Below are 13,716 nucleotides of genomic sequence, written 5' to 3'. Positions count from 1 at the left end.
CTATGAAGCAGAAAAGGTGACCTCTACTTGTTTTCACCCGACATAGGATTAAAAAAGATCTGACCGATTCTATGCATGGTCGGCTTCTCTCTCAACTAAAAAGAAGGGCGGTTATCGATTATTCATCACCATATCTTTATTTGAATTTTCCAACATATAAATCGCGGTCATGAAAACAAAAAAAGATTTCCGCTCATTTTCTTCTTCTGTTTTCACATAGGGTGAGGCTAAAAAAGGCACTGACCGTTTCTAGCCATGAGCGGATCCTCTCTTCCACCTAAAAGAAATGGTTTTATATCAGTTCTTCACTAGGACAAGAAACATATATTTAACTAATCGTCCAGCGAATATTATTTTTTGTAATGAATTCTTCAAAACTATGCGGCATTTTTTTATCACAAATAACGTGCTCAATATTAGACAAACCGGCAATTCGATAATTTCCTTTTAGCCCAAGCTTTGTATGATCGCATAAAACAAATGTTTTTTCCGCTAATTGAATCATTGCTTCTGATAACTTAGCTTTTTCCAATTCAAAACTCGAGATCCCAAAGCTAGGTAACAATCCATCAATTGAAATAAATGCCTTATGAAAATGAAACTGACGAATGACTTGCTGTGAAATAGATCCTGATACACGACAGTGTTTTGGAGACACTTTTCCTCCAATAAACAATACTTCCCCATCAAACATCTTTTTATTTATAGAAGAAATTAATTGGGTTGCAACAGGAAATGAACTCGTCACAACAGTTAAGTTTTTCCGATGAACAAGATAAGGAACCATTTGCAGCGGTGTACTTCCATCATCGATAACAATTACATCGCCATCTTCTACAAAAGTTGCTGCTTTATAGCCGATTCTTTTCTTTTCTTCAATATATAGCATTTCTCTTTCTAACATAGGGGGCTCTATACCCGCTCCCGGAAGTTGAACCGCTCCCCCATATACTTTCTTCAACTTCTTTTCCCGATCAAGCTCTTCTAAATATCTGCGAATGGTTTCTGTTGATACTGAAAACTCACTTGCTAACTCTGAAACTTTCACTTTTCCCTTAAACTCTACTTTTTCAAGAATGCTACGCTTTCTTTCTTCTCCAACAACAGACATTACTTCACCTCATTTATCTCGCTTATATAGGCAACCTAATCCCATCTCAAGATTTTGAGATGGGATTTATATGGGGATAGGTTAATAAAAGTTTTGCTTATACAAAATCATAGTTTTCTTCTAAGACACACACTTCTTCATGGATATGAATGCCTCGTTTTTCTAACTCATCAAAAATGATTTTTGGATTTTGAAAAGCTTCTTCAGGTGTTACAACACCGCTTTCTTTCACTTCCCCTTTTGCAATTAACTCCGTTGCAATTCCAAATGGAATTCCTACATTTCTTGTATAAGCTCGCAGGTTCTCCCATCCTTCGACAGATCCGTCTGAAGTAGGATGCGTATGATATAAAACATGCTGCACTTTTTGACCATTTTTTTCCCCAATCACTTCAACATGAAGTGCATATCCGTATACCGCTGTTTCTTGTCCTTCTTTCGATTGCAGCAAATAGTTTGAAATACAATCCATAATACCAATCCCTTTACCATTCACTTCAATTGTATCGTTACGTAATATACCGTAATCGTATAGAGCACGAACAAGCTTCATATTTTGCTGCGGCCAAGTTCCGCGTGTTTCAATAAGCTGTACTCCTTTATTTTTTAACGCTTTAGCTAGCGTGATTGTTTCAGAGTGAGGGATAATATACTGAACCGCTTTACCATATGGTTCAGGTAATTCAATTTCCCTTGGGCGTGCAAACGGAGGTACTTGTTTGAATTCACCGTTTTCAAATACTGTGCGCGTCGGCAATTTCGGATCATATTCATACGTTGTTGTTTCTGTAATCGAAGCTGAGAATGCAATCGGACGATAGGATCCATGACTTACTCGTACTGACTCTACTGAATCTAACTGATTCGCTGCATACATCGCCATCATTTGTGTCACACCTGGCGTCATACCAAATCCCGGCAAACAAGTTTTTCCATTTTGAACAAATACATCATGCGACTCATTTTCCTCGCCAAATCCATTTAAATTCACACCATGGCACCCAGCCTCCGCAATACAACGCGTAGATAATCCATTTAGCTTAATCGTTGTACCATCCATGACAATGTCATAACCTTTCATTTTTGCTACGGTATCTTCATGATTTGTAACGTCTACTCGTACAAAATCAACACGTGGATCATCTAACCACTCTACTACTTTTCGGCCTTCTTCTTCATTAAAATCTGCAACCGTAATCGTTTCAAAAGATGAAAATTGAACTAAATCTAAAATTGCTTCGCGACAAATTTTCCCGGCTCCACCTAAACAAAATACTTTCATCCTATAACAGCTCCTTTTGCAATACTATCTACTAATCGGTGAATATCATCTTCGTGCACATCTCCAATATTTCCAATTCGGAACGTATCCACTTTCGAAATTTTCCCTGGATAAATCACAAAACCGCGCTGTTTGAGCTCATTATACAATCTATTAAATTGAAAACTTTCTTCCGGGTAAATAAAAGATGTAATAATAGGAGATTGATATTTTTCACCTACTAACGACTGAAAACCAACCTCTCTCATTCTCTTTACTAATACTTGTTGGTTATTACGATAGCGAGCATTTCTAGCTTTAACCCCGCCCTCTTCTTCTAGCTCAAGCAATGCTTGGTAAAAAGCACGTACAATATGCGTTGGTGATGTAAAGCGCCATTTTCCATTTTGCACTTCCATCGTTTCCCATTGATCATAAAGGTCTAATGATAACGAACGAGCTTGTCCTTTACATTTTTCTAATTCATCACGCTTTGCAATCACAAATCCAAACCCTGGAACACCTTGAATACATTTATTTGCACTACTAATCATAAAATCAATTTGCAAATCTGAAACGTCCATTTCAATGCCACCAAAACTACTCATTGCATCAACAATCGTAACTTTTCCGTACTGTTTCCCTAAGTTACATACATCGGCGATTGGATTAATAATTCCTGTTGTTGTTTCACAATGTACAACAACAACGTGCGTAATTTCTTGATCTTTTTGCAACAAATCTTCTATTTCTACGAGATTTGTAGGCTCCCATTCTTCTGTTTGGCTCACAACAACATCAATGTGTAACATCTCTGCCATTTGTACGATTCGCTTTCCATACGCGCCATTCGTACAGACAAGAAGTTTTCCTTCTTTCGGAATAACCGAACCGATCACTGATTCAACAGAAAAAGTACCGCTCCCTTGCATTAAAACTGTTGTATAACGTTCTTCGTCCTTTGTCGCTAATGCTACAAGGCGGCTTCGCACTTCTTGTACCATTATGTTATATTCAGTGTCCCATGTGCACCAATCGTATAGCATAACTTCTTTTACAGTTTTTGTTGTCGTTAATGGACCTGGCGTTAATAGTAAATAATGATTGTTATTCATGACTCCTACCCCTTTTATGAAATAATAAGTTCTTCTTTTTCAATATTTTCAATTACTTTCGGTAATTCTTGCATTGTTTCAATCGTAAAATGAGCCCCATTATCTACAAAACGCTTACGGACCACTTCCATTTTTTCCCGGAGTTCTACTGGATCCATCTTTTCAACTTCCTCTTCTGTTAAGCCAAGCTCACTACTACCAAGGATGACACCGACAGTCCACATCCCCGCATTTTTTCCTTCTTTCATATCTGAAACTGTGTCTCCAACCTTTAACATATGATTCATCGGATATACACCTAGATGCATTGCATTTTTATAACACATCCATGGATATGGTCGCCCAGCCGGAACATCATCTGGTGTGACAAGAAAATCTGGCTCATACCCTTGCTCTTTTGCTTCTTTTGCAACAATATCCATCATTTCGCTTGTATAACCTGTTGTGGAACCAATTTTAATACCTTGGTTACGTAAATGTGCAATCACATCTTTCACTCCGCGAATCGGCGTTGCATATCGCGGTAGGATAGAAAAAAGAATTTCTTCAAACTCTTCATACATTTCCTGTATATCTGCCTCTGTTGGTAATTGTCCAAAAACTCGCTTCCATTCTTCTCTAATACTAGGCATTTCTGTTAATGCGCGAACATGATCAATTTTCAGTAATCCCATTGGTTTACGTGCTTCTTCGACTGTGATGACAACACCGCGTTTATGAAAGATTTCCATAAACACTTCTAATGGTGCAAAACATCCATAATCAACTGTCGTACCAGCCCAATCAAAAATAACCGCTTCAATTTTCATCCTACCCATCACCCTTCTTATCTTTTTTGCCATAATGATGTTCGATTACGAATCGCTTTCGTTCCCCATTCATATAAGACTCTAACTACAATATTCGTTACAACAATAAGCACACTCATTGCTGCTGCAGGTGCAACGTTTCCGGCGTCATCCATATTCACAATTGAAACAGCTGCTAACTTAAAATCAGCTGCATATAAGAAAACGACCGCCGATACAGTTACCATTGAATTCACAAAATAGTACATCACCATTTCCAAAATTGCTGGTAAGCACATCGGTACCGTTACCCGAAAGAATGTTTTATAAAATGGGATTCCCATTGATTGTGAAACAAGCTCAAACTCTCGATCTAGTTTCTTTAGCGCAGTTGTTGCTGTAACAAAGGTTACAGAATAGAAGTGAATGATATTCACAAGCACAAGAACCGCAATCGTACCATACAAAGGATGAAACGGATTTGTTACTTCCCAGCCCAAAAATTGAATGGTCGGTTGACTAAAGAAAAAGACATAGCCTAGTCCAAGTACTAATCCAGGAATAGCGAGCGGTACAATCGAGAAGAAATATCCCACTTTTCTAAAGAATGCTAACTGCTGAATTTTTTCAATCGCATATGCAAACGCAAATGTTAGAATTGCTCCAATAACCGCTGTAACCGCTGAAACAATGACACTATTTTTAAAGGCTTCAATTCCATCTCCCGTTAAACTTGAGAAGTTGAAGTGTTCGAGTGTAAATGTCATATTATATGGCCATACTTTTACACTTGCTGCAACACCAACTGCAACAAATAAAAGAATGATCATAAGTGTAATGATAGTGCAATATATGAACGAAATCATATCTCTTTTTTTATTAGTAGAAATTCGATATGGCACTGCTTTTGAAGATAAAAAATTCGCTTGTTTTCTTTGGGTAATTCGGTCTACTGCAAATGCAAATATAGCTGGGATTAACAAAATCATTCCGACCGTCGCACCCATTGGCATATTTTGTTGGCCGATTACTTGTTTGTATACATCCGTTGCAAGCACATTATATTGACCGCCTACGATTTTTGGCGCCCCAAAGTCAGTAAAACTAAGTGTAAACACAACAAACATCGCGCTAATTAGTCCATATTTCACACCCGGTAATGTAACGGTGAAAAATTGTTTTACCTTTCCTGCCCCTAGCATATTGGATGCTTCATATAAACGATAATCTGAACCTTGAAAAGCGATTAACAAAATAAGAAATGCTTGTGGAAACGTATAAATAACTTCAGCAATTGTAATTCCAACAGGTCCATACAACGGAATGTGTAATCCTTCAAATAGACCAAATAGCCCCTTTGTTACTAATCCTTGATTACCAAATAAGTATGTAAGTGCAATACCGTGCATCATCGTTGGTGCAAATAACGGTAATAGTGCTATATACTGAAACAGGCGTTTACCAAAAACATTCGTACGCGCAATTGCGTATGCATAAGCGAACGCTAATGTAACTGAAATAATGGTCGTAAGTCCTGAAATCCATACAGTATTCTGCAACGACTGAACAAGGGTTGGTGTTGTAAAATATTTGCTAAAGTTTGCAACACCAACGAAAGCACCGTCTTTATCATAGAAAGCTTGTGTAAACAGTTGCAGTAGTGGCAATACAAGCATGACAAGAAATGCAAGAAGCATACTGACAACTAACAACCTTTGTATCCACTCTTCTTTCCCAATACTTCTCTTAATTGTTTTTCTAGAAACTTCTGTTTTATAGTTTTCTAACATTTCCATCTATACAACAACCTTCTTTCCATATGACAGCATATGATTTTCTGAAAATGAAATTTGAAGTGGTTTTCCTTTTCGAATACAATTTTGCTCTGCCACCGATGCTAATATATCCACAACAATTCGCTCATTATATAGATGTGTCTTCTCTTCTACTACACGTACTTCCGTTCGATATACAGATCCACGAAACTCCATATTTTCTACAACTGTTTTCATTCCATTATTTTGTACAATCATTACGTGTTCTGGACGAATTGCTTGTTTCCTGTCATTCTCCGAAAAGAAATTTATAGAACCAATAAAATCTGCAACAAACGGATTCGCTGGCTTTTGATAAATCTCCTCTGGTGTTCCAATCTGCATAATCTCCGCATGATTCATGACAACAATTTTATCAGCCATCGTTAATGCCTCTTCTTGATCATGCGTCACCATAATGGTTGTAACTCCTACTTTTTCTTGTAACTCACGCATTTCTCTACGTAATTTCTCACGCACTTTTGCATCAAGTGCCGAAAGTGGCTCATCCAGCAATAAAATATCAGGAGACAGCGCACGCGCACGCGCAAGTGCAACTCGCTGCTGTTGTCCCCCAGACATTTGAGCAGGATATTTATCTTTCACATTCAACAAATCAACAAGCTCTAATGCTTCTATCGCTTTCTCTTTTACTTCCGCTTTGGAATACCGCTTCGTTTTCAATCCATATTCAATATTTTCAAGTGCTGTTAAATTTGGAAATAACGCATATGATTGAAACACCATCCCTAAATTTCGCTTTCCGGGTGGCAATGCTGTAATATCTTTACCATGAACAGCTATACTCCCTGCTGTCGGCTCTTCTAAACCGGCCAAAATACGAAGTAACGTCGTTTTACCACAGCCACTTGGCCCAAGTAAACAAACAAACTCATTTTTTTGTACTGTAAAAGAAATATCTTTTAACGCTGTAAACGCATCAAACTGTTTTTGAATATGTTGAATTGATAAATATTCGCTCATTTTTCTCTCTCCCACTTACTTTTTCGGTTCTGCTTTTTGACCAAACTCTTTTTCCCAACGTTCTAAAATTTTATCGCGATTTTCAGCTGCCCATTTGAAATCATTATTTTTATATAACTTGTCTGTTACATCTTTCGGGAAACCATCTGGCAGTTTATAATCATTTTTAATCGTTGCAAATCCATTTTTCTCAAAATATAACTTCATCACATCATCTGTAATTGCCCAATCTAAAAACGCTTTCGCAATCTTATCGTTTTTCGCATTATCTTTCTTAATTAATGCATTGGCTTCTACTTCCCAGCCCAATCCTTCTTTTGGAAGAGCCACTTCAATTGGTGCGCCTTTTTGTTTTTCTTTTAAACCGCTATAAATCATAGACACTCCGACGGGGTATTCACCGGCACCTGCTAATTTTGCTGGTTTTGACCCTGAATGCGTGTAAGTTGCAATATTGTCATGAAGTTTCTTCATGTAATCCCAACCTTTATCTTCACCCATAATTTGTAGCCATGCAGATACCGTTAAAAAACCTGTTCCAGATGAAGCTGGATGCGGCATAACAACCGTTCCTTTATATTCTGGTTTTGTTAAGTCTTCATATGATGTTGGCATGGGTAAGTTTTTCTTTTTGAGCTCTTCTTTATTAACAGCAATCCCTGTCATAAACGCCGTATTTCCAACCCATTTCTCTGGCTTTTTATCATCTTTAAATTGCGGAAGTACACGATCTACACCTTTTGGAGAATATTCTTTTAACATTTCTTTCTTTTCTAGAGCTAGAAGACTAGAAGCTGCTGTTCCCCATACAACATCTGCCTGTGTATTTTTTCCTTCCGCTAACAATTTCGCTGTAATAACCCCAGTTGAATCACGAACGATATTTAATTTCACATCTGGGTATTTCTTTTTAAAGGAATCAAGATAAATAGGTACAAGTTCTTCTTCAATCGCTGTGTAAACTGTTAATGATCCGGACAATTTGTCACCTTTCGCTTCTGCCCCCGCAGTTTCTTCTTTCTTAGCACCACATCCCATTAATAAAGAAAATACTACCCCGGTTGCTACAGCTTTAAAGAATGTTTTTTTCACTGTTTCTCTCTCCTTTTATTTTTCTTATGTACAACTCCAATATAAACGCCAAGTGTAAAAACAGTATTAAACCAACATTAATCTTTTGTTTGTTGTTTGTTTTTGTGTAATACGTTGTTACTTCAATGTTTTTACATGTTTTTCTCCCACTAAAAAACAGAAAATTTACAAATAATTAAAAAAAGATTAAAAATCCCACAAAAAAATGAGGCGTTTGTAAAAACGCCTCATTTTTGCTTACCCTTTTTTGAATTACGATTTGCATATTTCGCTGGATTTTCATTTTCATACTCTACCGCAAATTCCGCATCTGGTAGACTTTCTTTTGGAGTTTTATTATGATTCATTGCCGCATGTTGCTTTACTTTTCGTTTTACCATTTACAATACCTTCCCTCACTGTAATGACATATCACTTTCTATATTAGTTTGGGGAAACATTCGAAAATTATTGATGGGAAGTGTTAACAAGTACAAAGTAACATATATAGGGAAACATTATATATGAACAAGGAATTTACATTTCCTACTACAATAAAGAAGGAACGATTATTTTGAAGAAAAAACAACAAATTGATTCACCCATTTTAGATGAGACACTTCCGCATCAAATGAACTTTCCTTCCTTTAAAGGCACAGGAAAACAAATGCAACAACCTTTCATCAATCAATATAATGTTGTAATTGGAGATAGTAAATACAATTCAAAAAATAGCCCACTTAACAATTGGAGTGATGAAGTTGATCCGGCTATCATGGCTGGCAAGGAATGGATTCACCCAACAAATGATATCGGATGGATTTCAGAAGAAAATCAAGAAGTGTTACAAAACAAAGCAGATAGAGCTGAAGATTCATTTATGCACCCTCAATTTGGTATTAACGATTAAAAAACCATTCTACCTTCACAGGTAGAATGGTTTCACTTTATCCAATGATAATTCTCTCTTTCGGATATTTATAGCGAGGTGGTCGTTCTCTTCCACCACTAGCCAAAATAAATGTTAAGATACCAACACGACCAATAAACATAAGAATAATTAATACAAGCTTTCCAATAGTGGTTAAATCAGAAGTGATGCCTGTCGATAGTCCAGTCGTTCCAAATGCAGAACATACTTCAACAATTAAACTCATTAGTGGTACGTTTTCAGTCATTGACAAAATAAATAGCGCCGAAGCACATAATAAAATCCCCATCGTCATCACAACAGATGCTTTTAAAATATCTTCTTCATGTAATTGGCGTTTAAAGACACGTACCGTTCTACCACCTTTTGCAAACGTATATAAAGAAAGGATGTTTACAGCAAACGTCGTCGTACGTATCCCTCCTCCAACTGAACTTGGTGAAGCACCAATAAACATTAAAACACTCATAAATAAAAGCGTCGGCTGTGACAACTCCCGTATATCCATTGTCGCTAATCCGCCACTTCTCGTTGTAACGGATTGGAACAGTGTATAAAACACCGTTTCATGCCAAGTTTTCCCTAATAAAAATTGATTTCGCTCCAGTAAAAAAATAACGATTGTTCCAACAATAACAAGTGAGAAAAATGTCGTTGTCGTTAGTTTTGTAAATAGTGAAAAACGAAATAATTGATGTTTTCTCTTACTCAAGTACTGCTTTATCTCCATTAATACCGGAAATCCGATTGCTCCTAAAATAATAAGCAGCATATGAATAATTTGTACAATATAATCGTTTTTATATGGAATAAGCGACTGACCTGTTAAATCAAACCCACCATTCGTCGTCGCACTAACAGCAGCAAAAAAACCGTGAAAATACGCTTCCTGCCAAGTTGGAAAATAGAGTAAAAACCTTGTTCCCAAGAGAAGGGCTCCAACTGCTTCTATTGAAACAATCAAAATTAAAATAGATCGCATGAGCTCAACGAGACCTGACAAATTTCCTTGGTTATGGTCTGCCATAATTAATCTTCTTCGCTGCAGACCAATTTTTTTCCCTGTTAACATCCAAACAAATGTACCAAGTGCCATAATTCCTAAACCACCTAATTGTAATACAAGCGCTAAAACAATAATACCTGCTGTATTAAATGTATCTGGAATAGAAACGACGGAAAGTCCTGTAACACTTACAGCACTAACAGATGTAAATAACGCATCTATAAACGTCCACTTTACACCCGGTTTAATGAAAAATGGAAAACTTAATAAAATGACCGAAACAATTACTGCTATAAAATAGAATAAAACAATAAGCTGCACCGGACGTAGTTTTTGTAAAAATTTCTTTATATCTCTCATTCCATCACTTCGCTACCTTTTTTCTATCGATTAAACAAAGAAAAATCACCATTTTCTTTATTTGTAAATAACTGCTGAAATAGTTTTGCAAATACCATTCCATATACAGTTCCATTTCCCCCATACGGTAATGCATAGTACAAATTAGAGATTTTCCTATCTTCTTTTAAAATAGGAAGTCCATCACGACTTCCCCCAAATGCAGCAGCCCAATAATATTCAGCTCTTACATTTGAAAGATTTGGAAACATCTCTTGTATCATTCTAGTAAGCACTTCTCGTTTATGCAATAGCTTTGTATCACCAAATTTCTGAATTTGCATAGCTTCATCCAATCCGCCTACAATAATTCGATTCTTATACGTACGGAAATATAAATACGGACGAGCCGTTTCCCAAATTAATGATTGTTCGTGCCATCCATTAAAATGCTCTTGTTCATTTGTAACGATCGCATAAGAAGTTTCTACTATTGCATTCGCTTCTTTTTTTCCAAATAGCATTTCATATCCTGTAGCCATAATCACTGCTTTCGCCACAATTTTCTTACCCGTTTTTATATAGGAAACTACATCTTTTTGAACTGACTTAATATGCATAACTTCTGTATTTTCGAAAATAGAAGCTCCTAGTTGGTTTGCTTTATGTATAAGACCATGTGCTAACATATACGGGTTCACTTCCGCATCTCCCTCTGTATATAATGCCGCCGGTTTTGTAAATGAATATCGTTTTTTAATATCAGATTCTGTAAAATACGTAGCAGGAAATCCGTAACGTTGTAATGTACGATACTCTTCTTGAAGGGATAAAATATCTTCATTCTGACTCGCATAATATAAACTGCTTTTTGGAATGAAACAAGAGTCCATATCTAACTTTGAAACAACCCGTTCTAATGTCTGTAGTGCCTCATAACAAAGCTGATAAGTACGTACCCCTTTTTCTTCTCCAAACGTATGAATCATAGAAGTTAATGATTTATCATGAGCAACTTGAAGTATTCCTGTATTTGCAAGCGTGCTCCCATTTGCAATTTTTCGCTTATCAATCAATATAACTTTCATTCCTAACAGCGTTAAAAAATATGCAATATGAGCACCTGTTTCACCACTTCCCACAATCAACACATCACATATCATATCACTTTCTAATAGTGGATAACAAGGCATAGAAGCTTCTTCATTCCAGTATAACTTCCCTAATGTTAATTTCATAACTATGCTCCTAAAATTTAATTTCCTTCCTTTTAGTTTTTGTTACTTTACATAAAAAAATCCAGCTAGTCTGTACTAGCTGGATTTTCCATTTCATTCGTATGAACAAACAAGATATTTGTTCAAGCCATCACTGCTTTACTTCAATTAGAGCGTTCCTCAAGCCAGTTTCCAACTGTAGGATACGTTTGTTTTACAGCAGTTCCGCCATATACAATTGACATATGTCCTGTCGGCAAGCACACATACTGTTTATCTGTACTAGAAATATGATCTAAGAGCGCCTCTACTTGGCATGGCAATGCAATATGATCACGTTTTGCAGAAATATTTAATACATTTGCCTTAATGTTTTCAAGTTTTACTTTTTGGCCTCGAATTACGAGCTCACCTTTAACCAATTTATTATTTTGATAAAAATCGCGAATCCATTGTCGATATGATTCACCTGGGAATGGAATACCATCTCCAACCCATTTTTGAACGAGCTTCCAGCTTTCTACAAAGCGTTCATTTTCTGAGCGATCAAGTAAAGCAACATATGGACCAACGAAGTTTGTAATCGGTTTTAACATTTTATTTCCAAAATCAATCATTTCCGGTGGAATATTTCCGAATGTATCCACCGCTTTATCTAAGTTAAAATACTTTTCATCTAATAACGGGCCATATAATCCTGTTTCAGAGAAATCAAACGGACTTGTCATAAAAATCAAATTACGAATTGGCATATGCGGATGAAGTGCTGCATAAATGGATGTTAGCGTTCCTCCCATGCAATAACCAAGTAAAGAAATCTCGTCCGATTTTGCAGTTCGCATGACCTTTTTAACTGCTTTTGCAATATAGTCGAATACAAAATCATCGAATTTCAAATGACTATCTTCTAACCCGAATGTACCCCAATCAAGCATATATACATCAAAACCACGGTCCACTAAATATTCCACCAAACTATTTCCTGGTGTTAAATCCATAATATATGGCTTATTAATTAGCGCATAAATTAATAAAATTGGAACCGAATGTGTTTTTTCCTGCTTTGGAATGTAACGATACAGCTTCGTTTTATTTTTCGTCCAAATGACCTCTTTGGGAGTTAAACCAACTTGTGGCTCTGGTTCACGCAACAAAACCTCACTCGCTCTTTTAAAACGACGATATGCTTTTCGATATTCTTCTGGGTATAGTTCTAATTGCTTTTCCCATTCCGTTACGAATGTAGTCATTTTCCTATCTCCTTTTTGATTGATTTCCTTCTTCAAGAAAGAAGTGCACTCCTGCTATGGATATGCACTTTCTTCTTCCTTCATTACATATATAATCCGCCGTTAATATTTAACTGTTGACCAGTGATATACGCTCCATCACGGCATAGGTATACAACACCTTTTGCAATCTCATCAGCTTGTCCAAAACGTTTCTTTGGAATCTTAGAAACGATTTTTTGGCGAACATCTTCTGGTACTTCTGCTACCATTTCTGTATCAATAAATCCTGGGCAAATCGCATTCACTGTTACATTTGTTTTCGCAAGTTCTAACGCTAATGATTTTGTAAACCCTAACATACCAGCTTTTGCTGCTGAATAGTTTGTTTGGCCAAATCCACCCGCTTGTCCAATAATAGAAGAAATACTAATGATTCTACCTTCTTCTGATTCTGTTATGTAAGGAAGTGCCGCACTCGTTGTATTAAATACGCTACTTAAATTCACATCGATTACACGATCCCAGTCTTCACGATTTAATTTTTTGAATGTACGATCTCTTGTAATACCAGCATTATTCACAAGAATATCTACCTTACCAAAATGATTTACCGCTTCATCTACAAGACGCTTTGCGTCTTCTAGCTTAGAAACATCTGCTTGTACTGCATATACGTCATGACCTTCTAACCCTAATTCATTCACTAGGTTTTCAGCTGCTTCTTTACTGCTATTATAGTTAATAACAACCTTTGCTCCCTCTGTTGCTAACGCTACTGTAATCGCTTTTCCAATCCCTTTTGCTCCACCTGTTACGATTGCTACTTTACCATTTAATTGAGTCATTT

General features: G+C 36.6%; 13 protein-coding genes. 1 reads left to right on the top strand and 12 read right to left on the bottom strand.

Annotated features, from left to right (window positions below; all coding sequences use genetic code 11):
* Positions 1-328: 328 nt before the first annotated feature.
* The 8 genes from HRG09_RS03985 to HRG09_RS03950 form a co-directional block, all read right to left on the bottom strand.
* Entirely contained in the window at positions 329-1,111 is a 783-nt protein-coding gene (locus HRG09_RS03985; RefSeq protein ID WP_174099466.1) for a DeoR/GlpR family DNA-binding transcription regulator, read from the bottom strand.
* Positions 1,112-1,208: 97 nt separating this feature from the next.
* Complete coding sequence (locus HRG09_RS03980) at positions 1,209-2,393, bottom strand: saccharopine dehydrogenase family protein (RefSeq protein ID WP_174099465.1); 1,185 nt, start codon at positions 2,391-2,393, stop codon at positions 1,209-1,211.
* The gene (gene phnW, locus HRG09_RS03975) at positions 2,390-3,487 is read right to left on the bottom strand and encodes a 2-aminoethylphosphonate--pyruvate transaminase (protein WP_174099464.1); all 1,098 of its coding nucleotides are present in this window, start codon (positions 3,485-3,487) and stop codon (positions 2,390-2,392) included. The genes HRG09_RS03980 and phnW overlap by 4 nt, the downstream gene beginning before the upstream one ends.
* Positions 3,488-3,501: 14 nt before the next feature.
* Entirely contained in the window at positions 3,502-4,296 is a 795-nt protein-coding gene (gene phnX, locus HRG09_RS03970) for a phosphonoacetaldehyde hydrolase (RefSeq protein WP_174099463.1), read from the bottom strand.
* Between the two features lie 17 nt (positions 4,297-4,313).
* Positions 4,314-6,071 (bottom strand): putative 2-aminoethylphosphonate ABC transporter permease subunit, encoded by a 1,758-nt coding sequence (locus HRG09_RS03965; protein WP_174099462.1) that lies wholly within the window; start codon positions 6,069-6,071, stop codon positions 4,314-4,316.
* Complete coding sequence (locus tag HRG09_RS03960; protein WP_174099461.1) at positions 6,072-7,073, bottom strand: ATP-binding cassette domain-containing protein; 1,002 nt, start codon at positions 7,071-7,073, stop codon at positions 6,072-6,074.
* 15 nt (positions 7,074-7,088) lie between these two features.
* Positions 7,089-8,165: a putative 2-aminoethylphosphonate ABC transporter substrate-binding protein gene (locus HRG09_RS03955; RefSeq protein ID WP_174099460.1), complete on the bottom strand. Its 1,077-nt coding sequence runs from the start codon at positions 8,163-8,165 to the stop codon at positions 7,089-7,091.
* A gap of 227 nt (positions 8,166-8,392) precedes the next feature.
* Positions 8,393-8,545 (bottom strand): hypothetical protein, encoded by a 153-nt coding sequence (locus HRG09_RS03950; RefSeq protein WP_000240797.1) that lies wholly within the window; start codon positions 8,543-8,545, stop codon positions 8,393-8,395.
* Between the two features lie 173 nt (positions 8,546-8,718).
* On the opposite strand from HRG09_RS03950, the gene HRG09_RS03945 reads away from it, so the two are divergent.
* Entirely contained in the window at positions 8,719-9,054 is a 336-nt protein-coding gene (locus HRG09_RS03945; RefSeq protein ID WP_174099459.1) for a DUF3905 domain-containing protein, read from the top strand.
* Between the two features lie 37 nt (positions 9,055-9,091).
* Here the strand turns inward: HRG09_RS03945 and HRG09_RS03940 are convergent, their stop codons facing one another.
* From HRG09_RS03940 to HRG09_RS03925, 4 genes are all read right to left on the bottom strand, one after another.
* Positions 9,092-10,441 (bottom strand): TrkH family potassium uptake protein, encoded by a 1,350-nt coding sequence (locus HRG09_RS03940; protein WP_174099458.1) that lies wholly within the window; start codon positions 10,439-10,441, stop codon positions 9,092-9,094.
* A gap of 23 nt (positions 10,442-10,464) precedes the next feature.
* Positions 10,465-11,658, bottom strand: a complete 1,194-nt coding sequence (locus HRG09_RS03935; protein ID WP_174099457.1) for an NAD(P)/FAD-dependent oxidoreductase — start codon at positions 11,656-11,658, stop codon at positions 10,465-10,467.
* A 143-nt stretch (positions 11,659-11,801) separates the two neighbouring features.
* Positions 11,802-12,887 (bottom strand): class III poly(R)-hydroxyalkanoic acid synthase subunit PhaC, encoded by a 1,086-nt coding sequence (gene phaC, locus HRG09_RS03930; RefSeq protein ID WP_174099456.1) that lies wholly within the window; start codon positions 12,885-12,887, stop codon positions 11,802-11,804.
* Between the two features lie 83 nt (positions 12,888-12,970).
* Positions 12,971-13,714, bottom strand: a complete 744-nt coding sequence (locus HRG09_RS03925; RefSeq protein ID WP_174099455.1) for an acetoacetyl-CoA reductase — start codon at positions 13,712-13,714, stop codon at positions 12,971-12,973.
* Positions 13,715-13,716 lie beyond the last annotated feature (2 nt).

Source organism: Bacillus sp. Xin1 (genome assembly GCF_013314535.1).
Classification (GTDB): Bacteria; Bacillota; Bacilli; order Bacillales; family Bacillaceae_G; genus Bacillus_A.
Note: the sequence above shows the minus strand (reverse complement) of the source record. Positions and strands in the feature narration are given on the sequence as shown.

What these genes read in the sequence shown, in the direction of transcription:
- phnW (WP_174099464.1), bottom strand. Translation starts at nt 3,487, where the DNA reads ATGAATAACAATCATTATTTACTATTAACGCCAGGTCCATTAACGACA.
- HRG09_RS03940 (WP_174099458.1), bottom strand. Translation starts at nt 10,441, where the DNA reads ATGAGAGATATAAAGAAATTTTTACAAAAACTACGTCCGGTGCAGCTT.
- HRG09_RS03960 (WP_174099461.1), bottom strand. Translation starts at nt 7,073, where the DNA reads ATGAGCGAATATTTATCAATTCAACATATTCAAAAACAGTTTGATGCG.
- HRG09_RS03965 (WP_174099462.1), bottom strand. Translation starts at nt 6,071, where the DNA reads ATGGAAATGTTAGAAAACTATAAAACAGAAGTTTCTAGAAAAACAATT.
- HRG09_RS03980 (WP_174099465.1), bottom strand. Translation starts at nt 2,393, where the DNA reads ATGAAAGTATTTTGTTTAGGTGGAGCCGGGAAAATTTGTCGCGAAGCA.
- phaC (WP_174099456.1), bottom strand. Translation starts at nt 12,887, where the DNA reads ATGACTACATTCGTAACGGAATGGGAAAAGCAATTAGAACTATACCCA.
- HRG09_RS03985 (WP_174099466.1), bottom strand. Translation starts at nt 1,111, where the DNA reads ATGTCTGTTGTTGGAGAAGAAAGAAAGCGTAGCATTCTTGAAAAAGTA.
- HRG09_RS03925 (WP_174099455.1), bottom strand. Translation starts at nt 13,714, where the DNA reads ATGACTCAATTAAATGGTAAAGTAGCAATCGTAACAGGTGGAGCAAAA.
- HRG09_RS03935 (WP_174099457.1), bottom strand. Translation starts at nt 11,658, where the DNA reads ATGAAATTAACATTAGGGAAGTTATACTGGAATGAAGAAGCTTCTATG.
- HRG09_RS03950 (WP_000240797.1), bottom strand. Translation starts at nt 8,545, where the DNA reads ATGGTAAAACGAAAAGTAAAGCAACATGCGGCAATGAATCATAATAAA.
- phnX (WP_174099463.1), bottom strand. Translation starts at nt 4,296, where the DNA reads ATGAAAATTGAAGCGGTTATTTTTGATTGGGCTGGTACGACAGTTGAT.